Consider the following 23,196-nt stretch of genomic DNA (forward strand, 5'->3'; position numbering starts at 1 on the left):
GCTTGACCGGGTTGCTCCCGAACTGTCCAGATCGCCCGCCCTGGCGATTTTCGTCCAACGCGTAAAATGGCCGGTTATCACTGGCAAATCGCAACTGGACAGAATCGGCCGGGCGTCGCGCGGCGCCCCGTCATGGTCCACGCGCGCTTGCCTTCGCCGGTTTGAACAGGAATGCACGCGGATGTCATCAGTTTTCTTCGATCGGGAAAGGATTGCGGAATGGCTCGGTGAGCGCACCGTCGCCAAGGCGCGCTCGGTGGGCGCGGTCAGCAACGTCAAATGGCAGGGGGACACGCTGTCGGGCGACGTGCAGGGCTCGCAGCCGCGGCCGTACCTGACGCGGGTTCGCTTTCGCACCGATGGCGGCTCGCCGTCGGCCGAAGGCAAATGCACGTGCCCGGTCGGCCGCAATTGCAAGCACGTCGCGGCGCTGCTGCTCGCGGAACTCGACTACCACGACGAGATGGATCACATCACGCAGGTCGAGGACGGCAGCGACCCGGCGACGTCGGAGGTGTTCATCGCGCGACGGATTACGGTGCCGGGCGCGCCGCCGGCGCCATCACCGTCTCCCTCTTCATCTCAAGGTGTGCGACCCGAACTGGTCAGCTGGCTCGAGCGTTTTCGCGCCCGCGCCCGCGCGGCCGACGCCGCCGGAAAAGACGCCGCCCGGAAGCTCGACGCCACGCGCAAGGAAACGCTCGCCTATCGGCTCAACTGGTCGCGTCTTCATATGCGCCACGAGGTCGTGCTGCATCGCGCGCGTTGCGACGCGGACGGCATGATCGTCGAAGTCGGCGACAGCTGGGGCGACGTCGAAGGCGCGCTGCTCAGGCAGCCGCGCTTCGTGTCCGACGAAGACCTGTCGATCCTCCGCGGCCTATGGCTCGGTCGCTCGCGCGAGGACCTGGGCCAGTTCGTGCTGCGAGGCACGAGTGGCGCGGAAATGCTGCAGAAGCTGATCGCGACCGGGCGCCTGTTCTTCGACTTCGGGATCGCGCCGGGCAAGGCCGGACCGACGCCGCTCGCGCGCGCCGCCGACCGCCTCGGCCGCATCGAATGGGAGCCGCTCGCCGACGAGCGCCTGCGCCCGGTACTGCGCACCGAACCGCGCGCGAGCATGGTGCTGCCGACCGAGCCGGTCTGGTACGTGGACGGCGTCGCCAACGAGGCGGGCGTCGTGCCACTGTCGCTGCCGTTCCAGCAACTGCCCGACTACCTCGCGATGCCGCCGATCTCGCTCGCCGAGGCGCCGCTCGTCGCGTCGGTGCTGCGCGAGATCGCGCCCGAGCTGCCGCTGCCGCCGACCCACGACGCGCCCGCGATTCGGGTGATCGACGTCGAACCGGTGCCGGTGCTGACGCTGAACAGCCATGCGCTGCCCGGCGCGGGGAAGGGCATCAAAACGGCAAAAACCGCGAAGGCCGCGAAGGCCGCGGAGCGCAAGTCCGCCGCGGTAGAACTGGCCGCCGCGAGCTTCGACTACGACGGTGTCAGCATCAACGCCGACAGCAGCGTGACGCTGGTGCCGTTGCCGGGCGGCGACGTGATTCACATCCGCCGGCGCTACGACGCCGAGAAAAAGCGTCTGCTGGAATTGCGCAAGACCGGTCTGCAAAAGGTGCCGACGCGCAACCTGCATGCGTCGCGTCTGTTGCCCGACACGATGCTCGGTCTGCCCGACACCGACGCGTGGTCCGAGTTCGTCAACGACGCGGTGCCGGATCTGGTCGCGAAGGGCTGGCGCGTGACGATGGCGCCCGAGTTCCGCTACAACGTGATCGAGATCGACGCGATCGACGGCACCGCGCAGCAGGCTGGCGATGGCTGGTTCGATCTGGAGATGGGGATCCGCGTCGGCGAGCGCAACGTGCGGCTCGAACCGCTGCTGGCCGATCTGTTCCGGCGCGACCGGCGCTGGCTCTCCGGCGCGCTGGAGCGTATTCGAGACGACGAGCCGATCGAGCTGAAGACCGAGGAGAACAAGCGCCTGCGGTTGCGCGCCGATCGTCTGAAGCCGGTGGTGCGCGTGCTGGTCGATCTGTTCGATTCGCTCGGCGGCGCGCTTGCCGAAGGCGCGCCTCTGCGCGTGCCCGCGGTCGATGCGGGTCGCCTCGATGCGCTGCACGACACCGGCCGCTGGCAGTTCAGCGGCGACGATTCGATCCGCGAGCTCGCACGCCGTCTGCAAGCCGGTCCGGGCCTGCGCGAAGTGCCGGTGCCGCGCGGGCTGAAGGCCGAGCTGCGCGGGTACCAGCACCAGGGCCTGAACTGGATGCAGTTCCTGCGCGAACAGGATCTGGCCGGCGTGCTCGCCGACGACATGGGCCTCGGCAAAACCGTGCAGACGCTCGCGCACGTTCTCGCCGAGAAGGAAGCGGGGCGGCTCATGCATCCCGCGCTGATCGTCGTGCCGACCACGCTCGTGCACAACTGGCGCGAGGAAGCGCGCCGCTTTGCGCCGGAGCTGAAAGTGCTGGTGCTGAACGGGCCGCAGAGAAAGGAGCGTTTCCAGCAGATCGGCGAACACGAACTGATCCTGACCACTTATGCGCTGTTGTGGCGCGATCAGAAGGTGCTCGCCGAGCACGACTATCATCTGCTGATTCTCGATGAGGCGCAGTACGTGAAGAACGCGACCACCAAAGCCGCCCAGGCGATTCGCGGCTTGCAGGCGCGGCATCGGCTGTGCCTGACGGGCACGCCGCTCGAGAATCATCTCGGCGAGCTGTGGTCGCAATTCGATTTTCTGCTGCCGGGCTTTCTCGGCAGCCAGAAGGACTTCACGCGACGCTGGCGCAATCCGATCGAAAAGAACGGCGACGACGTGCGCCGCGCGTTGCTCGCGCGCCGCATCCGGCCGTTCATGCTGCGCCGTCGCAAGGACGAGGTCGCGAAGGAGCTGCCGCCGAAGACGACGATCGTGTGTCCGGTCGATCTCGAAGGTGCGCAGCGCGACCTGTACGAAACCGTGCGCACCGCGATGCAGCAGAAGGTGCGCGCGGCGGTCAGCGCGCAGGGGCTCGCGCGCAGCCACATCATCGTGCTCGATGCGTTGCTGAAGCTGCGCCAGGTGTGCTGCGATCCACGGCTCGTGCGCACCGCCAGCGGTATCGCGGACGGCGCTGCCACGGGCGGCGGCGAGCGCGCGATGCGCTCGGCCAAGCTCGATCTGCTGCTGTCGATGCTGCCCGAGCTGATCGAGGAGGGACGCCGCGTGCTGCTGTTCTCGCAGTTCACCGGCATGCTCGCGTTGATCGCCGAGGCGCTCGACGAAGCCGCGATCCCGTACGTCATGCTGACGGGCGACACGGCCGATCGCGTGAGCCCGGTCGAGCGGTTCCAGCAGGGCGAGGTGCCGCTGTTCCTGATCAGCCTGAAGGCCGGCGGAGTGGGGCTGAACCTGACCGCCGCCGACACGGTGATCCACTACGACCCGTGGTGGAACCCGGCCGCCGAGAACCAGGCGACCGACCGCGCGCATCGGCTGGGACAGGACAAGCCGGTATTCGTGTACAAGTTGATCGCGGCCGGCAGCATCGAGGAAAAGATCGTCGCGTTGCAGGAGCACAAGGCCGGGCTCGCCGACAGCATTCTCGCGGAAGATGCGGCCGGCGCCGCAAAGTTCTCGGACGACGATCTCGACGCGCTGTTCGCGCCTATGCCGGACATCGAAGGCGCGCGTTGAACGCGTGGGCAAGTGACCGAACGAGGCAACGCAGACGGGCCGCGCAGACACGCAAGGGGGAAATCTGACGCGCCGCAGCAACGCCAATCGGGGCCACACTGTAACAAAGCGTCTGTGTATGTAAATTACCGTCGATGGGGACTTCAACTCATACCAATTTCGAACTCGCGCTGTGTAGGACTCGCGCGTCGCGCGCGCTGGTGCGGCGGGTAATAAGTGCTTCACCAATGGTTACAAGGGAAGTTCTTTCATCTTGAGCATGGCTTTTTCCCAGGCTAACTTGACGTTACTCGTGCGGTTAGACCCCGGCGAGCGTGTGTAGTGTTTGTGGGCGGCGTTGCTCCGACAGGGGCAGCGCCGCATTTTTTTACCGGCGACCCTAACGCTGCGCATCACCCGCTGATGGTCCGTCTCGCGGCGCGTCATCGCGTCGGCCAACAATGTGAAGCAGTCGAATGCCTCAAGCAAAACGAGGGCTTTGAGTCGCTCGCCCGACCAGGCCGACTGCCTCGAATGACAACTCGACCGGGACAAGATCTAACAATGTTTAAACGATTTCTTTTGAGATTATTCTTATACTGAACGCGCAATTGTTAAATAAGAGTACCTGAAAGGAATCTTAAAGCCGATAAGCGGGCGTGGTCAAAAAGCCGCTCCAGCAAGGATCTTCCGTCCCGCAGTGTCACTTCCTTCCGGCGCCGGCTAGTGGTGGCAGACCAGAAAAACCTGAAAAGCGCGTCAGCCGTTTCTGATTAGGGTTTTTCGCGACGGATTGCCGGTACACGGCAAACGGGAAGAAAGAAGGTTTTCGATTATCATGATCTGCCCTGCATAATCTGCCCTGCATAATCGCTATGGAAATTACATTTATGCGCTGATTTCCGCTTCATGAAAGCAGCGTCATGGCGGGGTACGGCGAGGGACCATTAATCAGAAAGTAACAGCCGGAATTTTTTGGGAAGCCGGATCGGCGGTGCTGCGCCGGCATCCCGGTCGTCAGCCGGTATACCGGCCGTCAGCCATGAAGGCGCTGTTGCGTTGTGGGGTGTTATGAGAATTGCAGTCCTCGATGATGATTCGGCTCAGGCCGACCTTGTGTGTCAAACGCTGTCCGCCGCTGGACACGTCTGTCACGCGTATGGCGCAGGGCGCGAACTCGTGCGCCAGTTGCGTCGTCAGACGTTCGATCTGCTCGTGCTCGACTGGAACGTTCCCGACATGTCCGGCGAAGAAGTGCTTCGCTGGGTGCGCGAAAGCCTGTCCGAGCGCCTGCCGGTGCTGTTCATGACGAGCCGCGGCCGCGAAACCGACATCACTTCGATTCTGAATACCGGTGCGGACGACTATCTCGTCAAACCCGTGTCGGGCGCCGTGCTGCTCGCGCGGGTCAGTTCCCTGCTGCGGCGCGCGTATTACCTGAAGCCGCCGGCAACGAGGGAAGTATTCGGCGACTTCGAGTTCGACCTGAGCGTCAAGCACGTCGTGGTCCGCGGCACCCCGGTCTCCGTCACGCAGAAAGAGTTCGAACTCGCGCTGCTGCTGTTCCAGCATATGAGCCGGCCGTTGTCGCGCGCACACATTCTCGACGTGATCTGGAAGCAGGCCACGGACATCCCGTCGCGCACGATGGACACTCATGTGTCGATGTTGCGCAGCAAGCTCGGTCTGCGCCCCGAGCACGGTTATCGGCTCACGCCGATCTACGGCTATGGCTACCGCCTCGAGCGGATCGAAACCGGCACAGCACCGGCCGCCGACGACGAACCCACTGAAGAAGCGGGGGAAGCGTGACGGTCTGCGTGGATGGGGCGGCATCGGGCAGCGCCGCCATGCCCGGCCGCCGCGCCGCCGCGTGGCTTGCCGCGGCCTGTCTGATGGCAACGGGCGCGACCGGCTGGAGCGCGCTCGCGCACGCGCAGCCCGCGCGCGGCAAGACCGGAGCGAAGGCGTCGCCGGTCTACGCTTCGTACACGACGCACGAGGGCGACACGCTGTATGACATCGCCGCCCGCTACATGGCCGATCCGACCGACTGGGCGCTGTTGAGCAGCCTCAATCACGTGCCCGCGCCGCGCCGCATGGCGGCCGGCATCGTGCTGCGTTTGCCGTCCCGAAGGCTGCGCCAGGATCGGGACACGGCTCGCGTGATCGCGATAAGCGGTCCGGTCGAGCACGCGTTCGACTCGAGCCCCTATCTGCCGCTGAAAACCGGTGAAACGCTTGCCGAAGGCGATCGCTTGCGCACCGGCGCGAACGGGTTCGCGACGCTCGAGCTGCCCGGCGGCTCATACGTGACGGTCGCGCAGAACGGCGAACTCAATATAGAGAGACTGCGGCACGTCACGCTGACCGGCGTGGCCGATCGCGTCTTTGAGCTGCGCGCCGGCGAGGTCGAGAGCCAGGTCACGCATGCGAAGCGACTCGATGATCGCTTCCAGATCCGTTCGCCTTCGGTGGTCGCCGGAGTGCGCGGCACGCGTTTCCGCGTCGATTACGACGGCGATACGCAAACCACCGCGGTGGCGGTGCTCGACGGCGCGGTCGGCGTCGATCCGGCCACGCAGCATGGCCAGAGCGCCGCGCCGGCGCCAGGCAGGCCGTTGCAGGCGTCCGAGCAGTTGGTCAAGGCAAGCTTCGGCAACGTCACGCACTCGGGCGGCGCGGTCGGCAGTCCGGTCCAGCTGTTGCCCGCACCCGCGCTCGCGCGGCCGGCGCGCGTGCAGGACGGCAAGAGCGTCGCGTTCGACGTCAACCCGGCCGAGCACGCGGTCGGCTATCGGCTGCAGATTTCGCACGACGCCGATCAACTGGACCTGGTGCGAGACCTGCGCGTGAGCGCGCCGCATGCCGACTTCGGCGATCTGCCCGACGGCACGTACTTCGTGCGCGTCGCGTCAACCGATAGCAACGGTCTCGACGGCCTGCCGAACGTGTACGCGTTCGAGCGCCGCCAGCTGGGGCTGGACGCTTCGGCCGCGCAGCGCGCGGGTAGCCGCGACTACGAGTTCCGCTGGTTCGTCAGCCGCAGCAACGTGCCGACCCGTTTCCGCTTCGTGCTCGCGAACACGGCCGAACTGAGCCATCCGGTAATCGATCGCCCCGATCTGCCGGGCGGCGAACTCGTGATCAGCGATCTGCCTCCGGGCGTCTACTACTGGACGATCGTCGCCGAGCAGTTCGACAACGGCCGCTTCTACGAAAAGAGCAGTCCGGTCCGCTCCTTTACGCTTGCGCCCTGACGCGGGTAGATTCTCGGGGCCGGCCTGCTGGCCGGTCCGTCCTCCCGTTCCCGACTATATCGTCCATGCCCGCCACTTCTACGCGACTGAGCCTCGACCCGCGCGCCCGTCTCGGACGGCGGGCGGGCCGGCGCTTTCTGATCGAGTGGGTCAGCGTTGGCTGTCTCGGTCTCGTGGTGATCCTGCTGACGTCGTTCGGGCGCGTCGGCGCCGGCATCGATCTGCTGGTGTACGACCAGTTTCTGAAGCTGCGCGAGCAGCCGCTGCTGTCCGACATCGTCGTCGTCGAGATCGACAACGCGAGCATCGACGCACTCGGCCGCTGGCCGTGGCCGCGCAGCGTGCACGCGCGGCTGCTCGAGCAGATCGCCGCGGCCAAACCTGCCGCGGTGATCTACGACGTACTGTTCACCGAGCCCAATGTCGACGACGTCCAGCTCGCCCACGCCATTGCGCTGAGCCCGACCTATCTGCCCGTGCTGCTGACGCCGCCCGATGCGAGCGGCAAGCGCACCGTCGATGAACCCGTCGCGCCGCTCGCGCAGGCTGCTGCCGGGCTCGGTCATATCAATTTCGAAGTGGACAGCGACGGCATCGTGCGTAGCGTCGCGCGCTTCCAGGGCGATGAGCGCTCGCGCTGGCCGCAACTGACGGTGCTCGTCGCCGACGCGGTCGAACACGGCAAGCTGCATCTGCGCGGCGGCTTGCCGCCGCGCCCCTCGAACGAGCCCGCACGCGGCAGCGACGACGGCGGCGAAGAGCGCTTCCTGATTCCGTTCGGCCCGAACGCCGCGAACTACTCAAAGCTCAGTTTCGCCGACGTGCTCGCCGGCAAGGTGCCGGCCGATCAGTTGCGCGGGCGCATCGTCGTGATCGGCGTGACGGCGTCGGGTCTGTACGACCGCTTCGCGACACCGGTATCGGGCGAGCTCGGTCCGCTGCCCGGCGTCTACATCCACGCGAACGTGCTCGACACGCTGCTGAGCGGTCGCGAGATCCAGCCGGTCGCGCTGTGGGTCGTGTTCGCGGCGGCGCTCGGGCCGCTCGCCGCGCTGCTCGCCGGCTTCCTCGTACTGTCGCCGCGCCGCTCGTTGTTGCTGACCGGCGCGCTGGTGCTGCTCGCCGCGACCGGCAGCGCGCTGCTGCTGTACGGCGGCAGGCTGTGGATCTCGCCGGTGCCGGCGATCCTCGGCGTCGTGATCGTCTATCCGATCTGGAACTGGCGACGCCTCGAAATGACGATGGCGTATCTGCGCGGCGAACTGCAACGTCTCGCCGACGAGCCGCATCTGCTGCCCGAGACGCCGAAGCGCCGCCGCGAATTCGGCGGCGACGTGCTCGCGCAGCACATGGCGCTGATGGCGCAGGCCGCGCAACGGGCGCAGGACATGAAGCGCTTCGTGTGGGACAGCCTCGATAGCGTGCCGGAGCCGATTCTCGTCAGCGACGTGGCCGGCGTCGTGCTGATCGCGAATCACGCGGCGAAAGCGCATTTCGCTCGGCTAGGCGCGCCGATGCCCGAAGGCCAGCCGATGCAGAGCGTGCTCGGCGGCCTCACGCTCGTGAAGACGATCGACACCGGCGCGGCCACGGACAACGAGCGCAGTCTGTCCGCGCACGCGCACTGGCCGGCGCTCCTCGATCCGACGCGCGGCGAGTTCGCGGCGCTGATGGCGCAAGGCGTCGAGGTGCGCGACGCGAACGAGCGCGACCATCTGCTGCGCTATGCGACCTGCACCAACGCGCAGGGCGAGACGACCGGCTGGATCGCCGGTCTCGTCGACGTGTCGGCGCTGCATGCGGCCGAGCGTCAGCGCGAAGACGCGCTGCGGCTGCTGTCGCACGACATGCGCTCGCCGCAGGCGTCGATCATTGCGCTGGTCGAGATCGAGCGCGCGCGGACCGAGCCTGCGCTCGCGCGCAGCGTGCTGGAGCGCATCGAACGCTACGCGCAACGCGCGCTCACGCTTGCCGACGACTTCGTGCAACTGGCGCGCGCCGAATCGCAGGCCTATGTGCTCGAGCCGCTGAATCTGACCGAACTCGTCATCGATGCGAGCGACGAGGTCTGGCCGCAGGCGCATGCGAAGCGCATCGCGCTGCATACGGAATCCGGCGACGACGCCGACGACGATCCCTGGATCTGCGCCGACCGCTCGCTGATGACACGCGCGCTCGTCAATATCCTGAACAATGCGGTCAAGTACAGTCCGCCCGACACGCGCATCGTATGCAGCTTCGCTGGCCAGCCGGCGGCAAAGCGCGCGGGCAGCGAGGCGCCGCGCGTGTCGTGCACGATCCGCGACCAGGGCTATGGCATTCCTGAGGAGCAGCAAGCGGGATTGTTCGAGCGCTTTCGCCGTTTTCACGAGGCGGAGCGGCCGGAAGTGGGCGGCGCGGGACTCGGCATGGCGTTCGTCAAAACTGTCGTCACGCGCCACGGTGGCAGCGTCGAAGTCGTCAGCGCGCCCGGCGAGGGGACGGCCTTCACGATCTGGCTGCCCGAGCTCGACGACGCGCCCCTCGACGAATCGATCGCACCGCGCGTCTGATGCGCCTTTGATGTATTCGATGTACTAGAGAGAAAACAAACAATGGCAAAGATCGCTCACCTCTGTGCCGCGCTGGCCGCGGCGAGCCTCACCGCTTGCGCGGGCCTGAGCGCCGAGGTGCACACCGTCTCCGCTAACGGCGCCGACCGCGCCGTTGCGCTGCAAGGCGAGCAGACCTATTCGCTCGCGCGCACGCAGCCGCAGAACGACAGCGCCGACCATCCGCAAGTCGAAAAGCTGTTGCGCGACGAGTTGGCGAAACACGGGTTCGTCGATACGGCGGGCAAGCCCGCGCATTATCTGCTGTCGATCGCGTATAGCACGCGGCCGGCGTCGATCGGCATCGGCGGTGAGGATTGCGCGCCCGCCGATTGCGGCGCGGGCAGCGACGGTCCAGGCGCGCTGCTGTTTGGGCGCAAGTATCAGCACGCGCTGACGCTGCGCTTTTTCGACTACGCGAGCGGCGCCGAGCGCTACAAGGTCGGCGCGGTGTTCATGGATCGCGACGCGGACCCGCTGCATGCACTGCCGTTGCTCGTGAAAACCGCGCTCGCGAAGCTGCCGTTCGATGCGCCGGTCGACTGGCGTGTGAAGCTCAGCATCGACAAGACGAGCGGTGTGCCGAACGTCGACTCGATGGAGCCGCTGCAGCGTTAAAACACCGCCTCGGGTCGCCGGGGCCGCGAGTATCAGTTATTCCTGCGCCGGCTCGTCTCGCGGCCAGCGGTTTTCGAACACGCAATCGGCGAGCGGCAGACGGCTCGCCCAGCGCTCCGTTTCGAGCATCGGCTCGGTATAGAACGCAGCGACGTGGCCGAGGCACAGAATCGCGACCGGCCGCGCGCCTTCCGGCATCCCCAGTAGCTCGTGCACCGCGTCGACATCGAATAGCGACACCCAACCAAGCCCGAGTCCTTCCGCGCGCGCGGCGAGCCACATGTTCTGGATCGCGCACGCGACCGACGCGAGATCCATCTCCGGCAGCGTGCGGCGGCCGAAGACGTGTCGCTCGCGCCCGTCCATCAACGCGATCACCAGCAACTCCGCGCATTCGCGCATGCCTTCCACCTTCAGCTTCATGAACTCGTCGCGGCGCTTGCCGAGCGCGTCGGCGGTGGCGAGCCGTTCGCGCTCGACGATGTCGCGCAAGCCCGTGCGCAGCGCCGCGTCGGTGATGCGCACGATGCGCCACGGCTGCATGTAGCCGACGCTCGGCGCGTGATGCGCCGCGTCGAGCAGACGCCGCAGCACCGCCGGATCGACCGGATCGGGCACGAAGTGGCGCATGTCGCGGCGTTCGTAAATCGCGCGATAGACCGCATCGCGCTCGGAGTCGTCAAAAGGTTTCGCCATGAAAGAGGGCGGCCGTGAAAGCCGGGTTGGAGGGCCAGTAAGCGTGCATATAGGTTGCCACAATCGGGCCCACGCGGAACACCGCTTCGCCGGGCGTGTCGCTGTGCGCGCGCGTGGCGAAGCGCTGCGGCGCGAGCGGCGTCGCGAGCTTCGAGTAGTGGAACGTGTGGCCGGTCAGCGTGCCGTGGACGCCATCGATCTGCTGCATGCCGAGCGACGTGAAGCGCGTTTGCATCGTCGCGTGACCGGGCAGCAGGCCCAGCATCGGCGTGCTAGTGCCTTGCGCGTCGGTCAGCGTGTCGAGCAGATAGAGCATGCCGCCGCACTCGGCGACCAGCGGTTTGTCCGCCTCGACGTGCGCGCGGATCGATGCCGCGCTGGTCGAGTTGCCCGCGAGCGTCGCCAGATGCAGCTCGGGATAGCCGCCCGGCAGATAGAGCGCGTGCGTGCCGGCGGGCAACGCTTCGTCGGCAAGCGGCGAGAAATAGCTGAGCCGCGCGCCGAGCGCTTCGAGCAGCGCGACGTTGGCCGGATAGATGAACGAGAACGCGGCGTCGCGCGCGATCGCGATGTGCTTGCCTTCGAGCAGACGCGGCAGCACTTCGGGCGAGGGCACGCCGAAATCGACCGGCGGCGGCAGTTCGGCGAGCGCGGTCGACGCGAGCGTATCCGCCGCGCGTTCCAGGCGCGCTTCGAGATCGTCGATTTCATCGGCCTGGTGTAGGCCGAGGTGGCGGTCGGGCAGCGTGATCTCGTCGCTCGCGGCGAGGTGGCCGCACCAGCGCAACCCGGGCGGCAGTGCTTCCTGCAACATCTGCGCGTGCCTAGCCGAGCCGACGCGATTCGCGAGCACGCCGTGGAACGGCAGTTGCGGTCTGAAGCGCGCAAGGCCGAACGCGAGCGCGCCGAAGGTCTGCGCCATCGCCTGCGCGGAAATCACCGCGAGCACCGGCACGCCGAACGTGGTCGCCAGATCGGCGCTGCTCGGCGTGCCGTCGAACAGGCCCATCACGCCTTCGATCAGGATCAGATCGGCTTCTTGCGCCGCCCGCGCGAGCAGGTTGCGGCATGCGCTTTCGCCGACCATCCACAGATCGAGCGACAGCACCGGCGCGCCGCTCGCGCGCGCGAGGATCATCGGATCGAGAAAATCCGGTCCGGTCTTGAACACGCGCACGCGACGTCCGAGCCGCCGGTGATAGCGCGCGAGACCGGCGGTGATCGTGGTTTTGCCTTGTCCCGACGCGGGCGCGCTGATGAACAGCGCGGGGCACGCCCCGAAGGAAGTCCCCTGGGGGGACGCCCCGGACGAAGCACCGTTGGGGGATGCCGACATCGCTCAGAACTCCACGCCGCGCTGCGCCTTCACACCTTGCTCGCGATACGGATGCTTGATCGCGCGCATTTCGGTGACGAGGTCGGCGGCTTCGATCAGCGCGTCCGGCGCATGGCGTCCGGTCACGACGACGTGCAACATCGGCGCACGCGCGTTGATCACGGCGAGCACTTCGTCGAGCGGCAGGTATTCGTACTTCAGCACGGTGTTCAGCTCGTCGAGGATCACCATCTGGTAGTCGCCGCTTTCGATCATCCGCCGCGCTTCGTTCCAGCCTTTGCGCGCGGTCGCCATGTCGGCCTCGCGGTTCTGCGTGTTCCACGTGTAGCCGTCGCCCATCGTGACGAAATCGCATTGCGCGATCGCGCCGAGGAAATCGCGCTCCGACGTATGCAGCGCGCCCTTGATGAACTGCACGACGCCGAGCCGCATGCCGTGGCCGAGCACCCGCACGGCCATGCCGAACGCGGCCGTGCTCTTGCCCTTGCCGGTGCCGGTGTTGACGATCAGCAGGCCTTTTTCGACGGTCGCGCCGGCCTGCTTCTTTTCGTGGCCTTCGCGGCGGCGTTCGGTCATGCGTTGATGCGATTCCGGATCGGTTTTCATCGAGGGTCCTGGTTTTGAGAGGCGGGATGGGATGGGGGCGCGTCGCTAAGGGCAGCGTTGTTCGCCGCTGCGATCGCCACCGTGATGCCGGCGTGCACGGTCTTGCGTACGATTAGACGCGCGTTTTGCGCGGTTGCGGTGGAGTCCGGCGCCGTTGCCGCCAGCAGCGCGCACGGCTCGCACACACCATCGACACCGAGATGCGCGTGTGCCGCCGCCGACGGCGACGCGACCGGTACCGCGGCGATCTGCTCGCGGCTGAACAGTTGCAGCGGCAGCTGATGACGTGAGCAGAATTCGAGCAGACCGGCTTCGTTGGCTTTGGTGTCGATCGTCGCGATCGCGCGGATCTGCTCGAAGGCATTCGATCCGAGCGCTGCGCGGACGGCGGCTTCGATCTCAGCGGCTTTGCTGTGCAAGCGGCAACCGATGCCGACGCTCAGCGTTTTGATCGCGCGTCCGAGTCCGTGTCGTGTCGCGCTCGCTGCCAGTTCGTGAGCAACGCCGGCGTCGCGTTTGGCCGCATCACGCGCCAGTGCGAGCGACGCCACACCGCCGATCACGACGATCGCCGGCGAGCCGAGCCCCGCGTGCGCCACCGCCTCGGCGAACTCGCGAAGCGGCGCGAGCACATGACGCTGCTCAGGCCGCGTCGCCGACTCGATCGCCGCGCACGGCGTGTCGGCGGACATGCCGGCCGCGAGCAATGCGCGGGCGATCTCGCCGAGCCGGCGCATGCCCATATAGATCACCAGCGTCATGCGCGTCGCGGCGAGCGCGGCCCAGTCCGGTTCGCCACTGCCGCCGGCGCCGTGGCCGGTGACGAACACGACGCCCTGCGCGTGATCACGATGCGTGACCGCGATACCGAGCGCCGCGGGCGCCGCGATGCCGGCCGTGATGCCGTTGATCACGTCGACTTCGATACCCGCGGCCTGTAGCGCCTGCAACTCTTCGCCGCCGCGGCCGAACACGAACGGATCGCCGCCCTTGAGCCGCGCGACGCTGCGTCCCGCGCGCAGATGCCCGAGCATTTGCGCGACGATGTCGGCTTGCGGCGTCGACGGATGGCCGCCGCGTTTGCCGACGTACACGACTTGCGCGCCGGTGCGCGCGAACTGCAGCACGTCGGGATTCACCAGATCGTCGACGAGCACGACATCGGCCTGCGCGAGCGCACGGGTGGCCTTCAGCGTGATCAGTTCGACGTCGCCGGGACCGGCGCCGATCAGCCAGGCGCGCGTCATCGCGGCGTGCATGGCGCGCGCCATGCGGTGATGGAAGAAGAGACGCGGCGTGCGACAGCGCGCGCGGCGGTGAATATAGAGGTCATGCGGAACTGCGAATCCGGGCACGCGCGATGCCGCGCTGCTACGCCTTCACATCCGTTCCCCGCGGATTCCGGCGGCCGGCGGCGCCGCGTGATGCACGGATGCAATGCGGCACCGCCTCCGCGTCTGGCCGGTATCCGGGCTGGCGGCCTCATGCGCTTCGCCTTCCCGTCCCGGTTTGTGGATTCGCGGGACAGTGGCATCAAAAAACGCATGCGCGGCACGGCGGAATCGAAGGCGAATCGAATCGCGCGCCGCAGGTCGCTTACCGTTGCGGGGACAGCACAGGTTGAACGCGCGAGGCGCTGCCTGTTTCCCGTTTAACTGCACACGCGAGCGCATGTGCGGGCACCAAACGCGCGCATACGATAGCACATGGCGCCTTGCCGGATAAGCCTCGGCGGCGCTTTCCGGCTCGCTGCGTTGCTTGACTGCGCAAGGCCGCGGGCCTACACTCGCACGCACTTTGGGTGCTCGCGTGCGCGCTCGTGCGCATGCAGTTAAACGGGAAACAGGGAGCCACCTGCTCTGGAGCGGCTAACCTGTGCTGTCCCCGCAACGGTAAGCGAAAAGCGGTTCCGGCTTGATAGCCGGACACCGCAGTGCCGGCTTCGATGTCCTCGCGCAAGCTCGCGTGGACATTTCACCACTGGACGAGAAACCACTCGGCCGGGAAGGGGAAGCGGCGCTTTCGCCAGCCCGGATACCGGCCCAAAGAAGCAGAACGACCGCCGCGGGGATGCGGCGGCGCGTTCATGACCTCAGTTCCGCTTTCTGTATTTCCGTTGTTGCGGCAATGCCGTCGTTCGTCCCCGTGTCTGGTGATCGCTGGTACTGCTGCGCGTGCTTCATTCGCTCCATTCGCCAGCCGACGCGGACCCACGCGCGGACTTTCCGGCATACCGATCAACGCCAAGGGATGGACCTCACGATGCAAACTCAATTGCGCAAGATCCCCGTCACGATCGTCACGGGCTTTCTCGGCAGCGGCAAAACCACGCTGCTGCGGCACATTCTTCAGCATGCGGGCGGCAAGCGCATCGCGGTGATCGTCAACGAGTTCGGCGAGCTCGGCATCGACGGCGAAATCCTCAGGGGCTGCGGCATCGGTTGCGATGAAAACGGCGTCGAGACCGAAGGGCAATTGTATGAACTCGCGAACGGTTGTTTGTGCTGCACCGTGCAGGAAGAATTTTTCCCGGTGATGGAAAAGCTCGCGGAGCGCCGCGATGAACTCGATCACGTGCTGATCGAAACGTCGGGGCTCGCGTTGCCGAAGCCGCTCGTGCAGGCGTTCAACTGGCCGCAGATCCGCAATGGCTTCACGGTCGACGCGGTGGTGACGTTGGTGGACGGCCCGGCCGCCGCGAGCGGCCAGTTCGCCGATAACCCGCTCGCCGTCGATGCGCAGCGCAAGGCCGATCCGAATCTCGATCACGAGTCGCCGCTGCACGAGCTGTTCGAAGACCAGTTGGCGGCGGCCGATCTGGTGATTCTGAACAAGACCGATCTGATCGACGACGCGCGGCAGCACGAGGTCGAAGCCGCGATCCGCGCGGAGATTGCGCCGCAGGTGAAGATCGTGCGCGCGCAGCAGGGGCGGCTCGACCTGCATACGCTGCTGGGCCTCGAAGCGGCGTCGGAAGAGACGATCCACCTGCGTCATGACCACCACGGTTCCGCCGACGACCCCGATCATCACCACGATGAATTCGATTCGGTCGTCGTGCAGGCATCGGTACCGTCGCGCGACGCGGCGCTCGCCGCCTTGCAGGCGCTCGTCGAAACCCACACGATTTACCGTGTCAAAGGCTTCGCGGCACTGCAGGGCGCGGCGATGCGTCTCGTGATCCAGGGCGTGGGCCGGCGCTTCGACAGCTACTTCGACCGGCGCTGGCAAGCGGGTGAAAATGGCGACGGCGCGTTGAGCCGCTTCGTGCTGATCGGCGCAGACCTCGACCAGCACGCGCTGCAACAGGCGTTCGACGCGGCGCTCGGCGCGACGTCGAACGCGACGGCATAAACGGGCGCACCAGCATGCATCTGCTGCGCACGACGCCGGGCGGCTTCGTCGACGATACGCAGGGCGTGATCCGCATCGATCAGCAGCCCGCCGAGATCGTCGTGCTCAGTTCCGCCGACACCACGCTGTCGCTGCTCGCGAGCGTGGTGCCGCGTCTCGGCGACGGCTTTCCGAGCGTGCGGCTCGCGAACGTCACGTATCTGCGTCAGCCTGCTTCGGTCGATTTCTATCTGGACGACGTGTTGCAGCATGCGCGCGTGGTCGTCGTCGATCATCTCGGCGGCGAAACGTATTGGCCGTACGGCATCGAGCAGGTGGTCGCGCTCGCGCAGCGCAAACAGCAAACACTCGCGATGTTTTCCGGCGATCTGCAGGAAGACCCGAACCTGCTCGCGCGCAGCACCGCGAGCGCCGAGCTGTGTCAGCAGCTGTGGCGCTATCTGCGCGAGGGCGGTCCGCAGAACGCCGAGGCGTTTTTGCGCTGCGTCGCGTATCGCGCGCTCGACTGGGGGCGCGAACCCGATCCGCCGCGCGCGTTGCCGGCCGCGTCGCTGTATCACCCTGAGCGCGATACCCCCATCGTCGCCGACTGGCAGGCGCGTTGGCGGCAAGACGCGCCGGTCGTCGCGATTCTGTTCTACAAGGCGCATCTGCAGGCCGCCAATACCGCGGTGTTCGATGCGCTGATCGACGCGCTCGAAGCGCAAGGGCTCAATCCGCTGCCGCTCGCGATCACGTCGCTGAAGGATGCGCTGAGCCGCGATGTCGTGCAGTCGCTGTGCGCGCAACATGGTGTCGCGCTCGTGCTGAACACGACCGCGTTCGCCGCTTCCGCGATCGACGACCCGGAGCCGCTCGCGCTCGCCGGCGACGCGCCGGTGTTCCAGGTGATCCTGAGCGGCGGCAATCGCGAAGACTGGCTGAAGGACAACCACGGCCTCAATTCGCGCGACATCGCGATGCATATCGCGCTGCCCGAAGTGGACGGGCGCATCATCACGCGCGCGATCAGCTTCAAGGGACTCGCGTATCGCTGTGCGCATACGCAGGTGGACGTGGTCCGCTATCAGCCCGACCTCGAACGGGTGCGCTTTCTCGCCGAGCTGAGCCGGCGCTGGTGCCGTTTGCGTTCGCTCGATAACGCCGACAAGAAAGTCGCGTTGATTCTCGCCAACTATCCGATGAGCGAAGGGCGCATCGGCAATGGCGTCGGGCTCGATACGCCGGCGTCGGTGGTCGGCATTCTGTCGATGCTGCGCGATGAAGGTTATCGTGTCGGCGAACTACCCGAAAACGGCGACGCGTTGTTGAACAGGCTGACCGAAGGCGTGACCAACGATCCGGTCGTACGCGATCTGCGTCCGGCCCTGCAAAGCCTCGCACTCGACGACTATCTCGCGCATTTCAACGCGTTGCCGGCGAGCGTGCGCGACGCGTTGAACGCGCGCTGGGGCAAGCCCGAGCAGGACCCCACGCTGCGGCGCGGCCGCTTCATGATCGCCGGCTGGCGCTGCGGCCAGGTGTTCGTCGGCGTTCAGCCTGCGCGTTCGCGCGAGCACGGCGACTACGCGAGCTATCACGATGCGGAGCTCGTACCGCCGCACGCATACCTCGCGTTCTATTTCTGGCTGCGCCATCAGTTCGGCATCGACGCGGTCGTGCACGTCGGCAAGCACGGCAACCTGGAATGGCTGCCGGGCAAAAGCGTCGCCTTGAGCGACGCGTGCTGGCCCGATCTGATTCTCGGACCGATGCCGCATCTGTATCCGTTCATCGTCAACGATCCGGGCGAGGGCAGCCAGGCGAAGCGGCGCGCGCAGGCGGTGATCATCGATCATCTGATGCCACCGCTTACACGCGCCGAAAACTATGGGCCGCTGCAGGACCTCGAACGCCAGGTCGACGAATACTACGAGGCATTGATGGTCGATTCGCGTCGCGCGAAGCTCTTGCGTCGCACGATTCTGACGACGATCGTCGAGCATCGGCTGCACGAAGAGCTGAGTCTCGCGGCGCCGAACCGACAGGACGATGAAGACGCGCTGCTCACACGCGTCGATGCGTGGCTGTGCGAGCTGAAAGAAGCGCAGATTCGCGATGGCCTGCATACGTTCGGACAGTCGCCGCGCGGCGTGCAGCGGCGCGACACGCTGCTCGCTCTCGGGCGCTTTCCGGTCGGCGATGGGCAGGGCGGCAAGGCGGGGCTCGTCGACGCGCTGGCGCGCGATCTGCGCATCGATCATCGGTTCGACCCGTTGACGGTGGATTGGGCCGCCGCATGGGACGGTCCGCAACCCGAGGTATTGCAGCAGGTCAGCGATGCGCCGTGGCGACATTACGGCGATACGCGCGAGCGGTTGGAGTTGCTGGCGGGCGAGCTGTTGCGCGGCGTCTGCGGTGTCGATTGCGATGAGGCGGATCGTTCGCAGGCCGTCCCCGTAGCCGACGAAAGTCTGCCGCAAGCGGCACAGGTGATCGCACGCCTGCGCGACGACGTGCTGCCGCGTCTCGACGCCTGCGGCCCGCAGGAAATGACGCAGCTGAAACGCGGCCTCGAAGGACGTTTCGTGCCGCCAGGTCCGAGCGGTTCGCCGTCGCGCGGTCGGCCCGACGTGCTGCCCACCGGCCGCAACTTCTATTCGGTCGACACGCGCGCGGTGCCGACGCAAGCCGCGTGGGCACTCGGCCTGAAATCGGCGCAGCAACTGATCGAGCGGCATCTGCAGGAGCACGGCGATTATCCCCGCGCGATCGGCCTGTCGGTCTGGGGCACCGCGACGATGCGCACCGGCGGCGACGATATCGCGCAGGCGCTCGCGCTGCTCGGCGTGCGGCCGAAATGGGCGCCGGGCAGCCACCGTGTGACGGACTTCGAGATCATGCCGATCGACGCGTTCGATCGGCCGCGTATCGACGTCACGTTGCGCGTATCCGGTTTCTTTCGCGATGCGTTCGCGAACGTGATGCATCTGTTCGATGCGGCCGTGCAAGCGGTTGCCGAACTCGACGAGCCCGCGGAGCTGAATCCGATTCGCGCGCGCGTGCAGCGCGAACGCGATGCGTTGATCGCGCGCGGCATGGACCCGGTCGAAGCGCGCAAGCGCGCCGGCTGGCGCGTGTTCAGCGCGCGGCCGGGCACGTACGGCGCGGGTCTGCAGCAGATGATCGACTCGCGCCAATGGCAGACCGACGCCGATCTCGCGAACGCGTATCAGGCGTGGGGCGGATATGCGTACGCGCAGAAGAGCGCGGGCGAGGAAGCGCATCAAGCGTTTGGCACGCGCCTCGCAGTGATGGACCTCGTGCTGCAGAACCAGGACAACCGCGAGCACGACGTGCTCGATTCGAACGACTACTACCAGTTTCAGGGCGGCATGGTCGCGGCGGTGCGGCATCTGGCAGGTCGGCAGCCGCGCGTCTATCACGCGGATCACAGCAATCCGGCCGCGCCGCGCGTGCGGACGTTGCAGGAGGAGATCGCGCGCGTGATCCGCTCGCGCGTGGTCAATCCGAAATGGCTCGACGGCGTGAAGCGCCACGGCTACAAGGGCGCGGCCGAGATCGCCGCGACCGTCGATTATCTGTATGGCTACGACGCGACCGCGCGCGTGATCGCGGATCATCAATACGCGCTCGTCGCCGATGCTTATCTGAATGACGCCGATACGCGCGCGTTCATGCAACGGCACAATCCGCATGCGCTGCATTCGATTTGCGAGCGTTTGCTCGAGGCGATGCAGCGGGGGCTGTGGCAGCAGCCGGGTGACTATCGCGCGCAGGTGGAAACGCATCTGCTGGCGAGCGAACAGCAGATCGAAGGAAGACAAACATGAATGGAGCGATGCGAGGAGCGGGCGACGCAGGTAGCTCCGCCTGTGTATCGGGTACGGCGGCGCGGCCCGTTTTTCCGTTTGCGGCGCTGATCGGCCAGGCCTCGTTGCAGCAGGCGCTGGTGCTCGCGGCGATCGACCCGGGCTTGGGCGGCGTATTGATCAGCGGACCGCGTGGCACCGCGAAGTCGACTGCCGCGCGCGCGCTTGCGGAACTGCTGCCGGAGGGAGAGCTCGTGAATCTGCCGCTTGGCGCGAGCGAGGATCGTCTGATCGGCACGCTCGATATCGAAAGCGTGCTGCGCGACGGCTCGGTGCGCTTCTCGCCGGGGCTGCTCGCGAAGGCGCATCGCGGCGTGCTGTACGTCGACGAAGTCAATCTGCTGCCCGATGCGCTCGTCGATGCGTTGCTCGATGCGGCGGCGAGCGGCGTGAATACCGTCGAACGCGATGGCGTGTCGCATAGTCATGACGCGAGCTTCGTGCTGATCGGCACGATGAATCCCGAAGAGGGCGAGTTGCGGCCGCAATTGATCGACCGCTTTGGTCTGATGGTGGAGTTGCAGAACGCGTTCGAGCCGCAGGTGCGGCAGGCGATCGTCAAAGCGCGGTTCGCGTTCGATCTCGATCCCGCTGGGTTTCGTACCGTTCACGCGGAGCAGCAGGCTTCATACGTGCAGCGAATTCGCTCGGCGCGCGCGGCGCTGCCGCTGCTGTCGTTCGATGACGCCGTCCATGCGCGCGTGAGCGCGCTATGCATCGACGCGGCCGTCGACGGTTTGCGCGCCGACCTCGTGATGCTGCGCGCGGCGCGCGCGCTGGCCGCATTCGAACGGGCAGGTGCGGTGACGGTGCGGCATGTGGAGCGCGTTGCCGATCCGGTGCTGCTTCATCGGCGGCGTCAGCATGATTCGCAACATGCGAATCAGCGCCGGCCAGAAAGCGAGGCGCCGACACGGGACGTCGCTGAGGGTGCTTCTGGCGATACGGCTGCATCCACGACACCTTCCGCCGACTCTGACTGGGGCTACCTGCCGCCCGAGCCGGCCACGGCTTTGCCTGTCAAAGGCGTCATTGCACTCGACGCAAAAAAACACTGAGCCATCGGAAAGGCGCCGCCGCTGACTCGCGCAGCGGTTTTCGATGGCGACGAGGCGTGGGGGCGGATTCGCGCGACACGTCGCGCGGCGAACCGGGCAGGCGCATTGCATGGCCACCGACGCTCGCCGCGATGCGCGAGCACACGCTGCGTCGTGAGCATCTGCGCTTCGTACGGGAAGTGCCGCGTGGCGGTGTGCTGCATTGTTTCGTGCTCGATTGCTCCGGGTCGATGCTGGCGGGCCAACGCCTCGCGTTGGCGAAGGGTCTACTGACTGCCTTGTTCGACCGTGCGAGTGCGATGCGCGCCGAGGCTGCGCTGATCTGCTTCGGCGGTGCGGGAGCGGATGTGCGCTTCGGCCCGGCCGTGCCGCGCTGGTGGAACGAGCGATGGCTCGCGCCCGTGGGCGGAGGCGGCGGTTCGCCGCTCGCGTCGGGCGTGCGCAGCGCCGCGCAACTGCTCGAACGCTGCGCGCGGCGACGGCCGGCCCAGCAGCGCTGGTTATGGATTCTGACCGACGGCCGCACGAGCGACGAACCCGCGCGGCCGGCCGACGTCGATGAAGTCGTGTTCGTCGATTTCGAGCGCGGTGCGATACGGCTCGGTCGTTGCGAGGTGCTCGCCAATGCCTGGGGAGCGCGGCGGTTGACGCCGGAAGAGTTGCTCGGCTGATCGATGTGTGCGCAGCGAGGTCGACGCTGCTGTGTCTGCACGCGCGTTGCTTTTGTGGCCGTACCGCTTATTTCAATCCGTTGGACCAGTGCTGAACATCCTCCTGACGATCGAACACGAACACCTTCATCGCCATCTGTTGAACGGAATCGAGTTGATCCAGTTCGAGCCCATGCATGGACGGCTCGCCAGGCGCTTTGCCCTTCTGAACGTTGCGGATCACCGCCGTCGTCTCGATCTGTGAATCGTATTCGGCCGACTTCAGCCGGAACGCGATGCGCAGCCGCTCGCCGACTTCGCCCAGTGTCCATGACGCACTCAACGACATGCCGAGCGCGCTGATGCCCTTGGCGAGTCCAAGGCCTTCGTAAGTGTCACCGCTCCCACCGATGCCAAACCGCACGGGCAGGTGCGCATGGACGCGGATCGATTTGCGCTCACGGAGCCGGCGGACCATACCGGGCCTCGACAACACGGCATAGTCGAACGGCACGCGGCAGACCGCTTCGACCGTGCAGACGAAACGGAACACGGCCTGACTCGCGATCGCGACGACCTCGACGTTCTCGCCGGGCGTGAGCGGCAGCGGTTGGCCCTGCAGCATCGGCGGCGTGACGAACAGCGCATGATTCGGCGCGAAACCGATGATGCCGCAAGGTTGCATCGGCGCGCCGCTGCCGGGTTGCGAACGCATGCCGATCAATGTGCCGATCTCGAGGTGCATGTCCTTCAGCGTCAACTCACCGGCGTGGTCAGGCTGGGCGGTTGGCGCCGGCGGTTGTTGTGCGCCGAGGTCGAACAGGTCGCCGCGTTGCGGGCGGAAGTGTTGAAACAGAAAGGCGCGCTCGTCGGTGGTCGCGAGCGTCGTCGCGCTTGCGAAGAGCAGCGTGCCGTCGGCATCGACGATCGGCCATGGGAGCGGCGTGCCTACCGGCACCGTATCAGGCTCGAGCATCGGGGATGCCGCGGCGGGCTGGGTGTCCTCGACGTGTGCGTCGACGAGATTGTCCATAGTCGGCAGCTAATTTAAGTGGCGGGATGATCTGATTGACGGCGGGGAAGGGTAGAACTTTAATTTAAGGAGCGGTGGTGAGTTCGAGCCGTGCTCGGACTACTTTGTTTTGTCGGTATTGGGACTTCGGCGGGTTGAATCGGATGACTAACTATTTTCGCTGATTTTTTGGTCTGGCCAGAGTTGACTCTTTTGAGAACTGGCGGCAATGCGATGGAGATGGCAGTCTTTGCTCCCAAAAGAAATTCGCAGAAGGGTATTGACGTGTTGGTGACCGCTCTCCATAATCTCGTTTCTCTGCTGCAGACGCAGCGACGCAAACGAAGCGGTGCCGGGTAGTGGTGGTTCAGGCGCGGCGGGTTTGGCGGACCGATCTTTAAAAACTAACAGTCGATAAGTGTGGGCGCTTGATGCGGAATGCGGCGGCGGATTCTCCGGAGTCTGCTGTCAGGCAG

Annotated in this window: 14 protein-coding genes, 1 pseudogene and 2 riboswitches; of the genes and pseudogenes, 9 read left to right on the plus strand and 6 right to left on the minus strand. The window is 66.4% G+C overall.

Going from position 1 to position 23,196, the window contains the following annotated elements; genetic code table 11:
* Window positions 1–181: 181 nt before the first annotated feature.
* From F6X37_RS03260 to F6X37_RS03280, 5 genes are all read left to right on the plus strand, one after another.
* Complete coding sequence (locus tag F6X37_RS03260; RefSeq protein WP_187610287.1) at window positions 182–3,688, plus strand: DEAD/DEAH box helicase; 3,507 nt, start codon at window positions 182–184, stop codon at window positions 3,686–3,688.
* A 1,050-nt stretch (window positions 3,689–4,738) separates the two neighbouring features.
* Window positions 4,739–5,479, plus strand: a complete 741-nt coding sequence (locus F6X37_RS03265; protein WP_187610288.1) for a response regulator transcription factor — start codon at window positions 4,739–4,741, stop codon at window positions 5,477–5,479.
* Entirely contained in the window at window positions 5,476–6,927 is a 1,452-nt protein-coding gene (locus F6X37_RS03270) for a FecR domain-containing protein (protein ID WP_187610289.1), read from the plus strand. Before F6X37_RS03265 ends, F6X37_RS03270 begins: the two co-directional genes overlap by 4 nt.
* Window positions 6,928–6,992: 65 nt before the next feature.
* Window positions 6,993–9,479, plus strand: a complete 2,487-nt coding sequence (locus F6X37_RS03275) for a CHASE2 domain-containing protein (RefSeq protein WP_187610290.1) — start codon at window positions 6,993–6,995, stop codon at window positions 9,477–9,479.
* Window positions 9,480–9,521: 42 nt separating this feature from the next.
* Window positions 9,522–10,136: a DUF4136 domain-containing protein gene (locus F6X37_RS03280; RefSeq protein WP_187610291.1), complete on the plus strand. Its 615-nt coding sequence runs from the start codon at window positions 9,522–9,524 to the stop codon at window positions 10,134–10,136.
* Window positions 10,137–10,172: 36 nt separating this feature from the next.
* Here the strand turns inward: F6X37_RS03280 and bluB are convergent, their stop codons facing one another.
* The 5 genes and pseudogenes from bluB to cobA form a co-directional block, all read right to left on the minus strand.
* Entirely contained in the window at window positions 10,173–10,832 is a 660-nt protein-coding gene (gene bluB, locus F6X37_RS03285; protein ID WP_187610292.1) for a 5,6-dimethylbenzimidazole synthase, read from the minus strand.
* Complete coding sequence (locus tag F6X37_RS03290; protein ID WP_187610293.1) at window positions 10,816–12,168, minus strand: cobyrinate a,c-diamide synthase; 1,353 nt, start codon at window positions 12,166–12,168, stop codon at window positions 10,816–10,818. Before F6X37_RS03290 ends, bluB begins: the two co-directional genes overlap by 17 nt.
* A 3-nt stretch (window positions 12,169–12,171) precedes the next feature.
* Window positions 12,172–12,774: a cob(I)yrinic acid a,c-diamide adenosyltransferase gene (gene cobO, locus F6X37_RS03295; RefSeq protein WP_090805916.1), complete on the minus strand. Its 603-nt coding sequence runs from the start codon at window positions 12,772–12,774 to the stop codon at window positions 12,172–12,174.
* Window positions 12,771–13,265 (minus strand): cobalamin biosynthesis protein, encoded by a 495-nt coding sequence (locus F6X37_RS37565; RefSeq protein WP_410451195.1) that lies wholly within the window; start codon window positions 13,263–13,265, stop codon window positions 12,771–12,773. The genes cobO and F6X37_RS37565 overlap by 4 nt, the downstream gene beginning before the upstream one ends.
* Window positions 13,266–13,280: 15 nt before the next feature.
* Window positions 13,281–14,021, minus strand: a pseudogene (gene cobA / locus F6X37_RS37570) (uroporphyrinogen-III C-methyltransferase); the annotation flags it as partial.
* Window positions 14,022–14,215: 194 nt separating this feature from the next.
* A riboswitch (cobalamin riboswitch) is annotated at window positions 14,216–14,476 on the minus strand.
* Between the two features lie 80 nt (window positions 14,477–14,556).
* A riboswitch (cobalamin riboswitch) is annotated at window positions 14,557–14,835 on the plus strand.
* Window positions 14,836–15,036: 201 nt separating this feature from the next.
* Between cobA and cobW the strand changes: the two are divergent.
* The 4 genes from cobW to F6X37_RS03320 are packed head-to-tail and all read left to right on the plus strand — an operon-like array spanning window position 15,037 to window position 21,729.
* The gene (cobW, locus tag F6X37_RS03305; protein WP_316251932.1) at window positions 15,037–16,128 is read left to right on the plus strand and encodes a cobalamin biosynthesis protein CobW; all 1,092 of its coding nucleotides are present in this window, start codon (window positions 15,037–15,039) and stop codon (window positions 16,126–16,128) included.
* A gap of 14 nt (window positions 16,129–16,142) precedes the next feature.
* Window positions 16,143–19,961, plus strand: a complete 3,819-nt coding sequence (cobN, locus tag F6X37_RS03310) for a cobaltochelatase subunit CobN (RefSeq protein WP_187610296.1) — start codon at window positions 16,143–16,145, stop codon at window positions 19,959–19,961.
* Entirely contained in the window at window positions 19,958–21,058 is a 1,101-nt protein-coding gene (locus F6X37_RS03315; protein WP_187610297.1) for an ATP-binding protein, read from the plus strand. The genes cobN and F6X37_RS03315 overlap by 4 nt, the downstream gene beginning before the upstream one ends.
* A gap of 56 nt (window positions 21,059–21,114) precedes the next feature.
* Complete coding sequence (locus F6X37_RS03320; protein WP_187610298.1) at window positions 21,115–21,729, plus strand: vWA domain-containing protein; 615 nt, start codon at window positions 21,115–21,117, stop codon at window positions 21,727–21,729.
* 67 nt (window positions 21,730–21,796) lie between these two features.
* On the opposite strand, the gene F6X37_RS03325 is transcribed toward F6X37_RS03320, so the two are convergent.
* A complete protein-coding gene (locus F6X37_RS03325) occupies window positions 21,797–22,741 on the minus strand; it encodes a flagellar brake protein (protein ID WP_187610299.1) in 945 nt (314 codons plus the stop codon).
* Window positions 22,742–23,196: the final 455 nt, after the last annotated feature.

Source organism: Paraburkholderia sp. 31.1 (assembly GCF_014397645.1).
Taxonomy (GTDB): Bacteria; Pseudomonadota; Gammaproteobacteria; order Burkholderiales; family Burkholderiaceae; genus Paraburkholderia; species Paraburkholderia tuberum.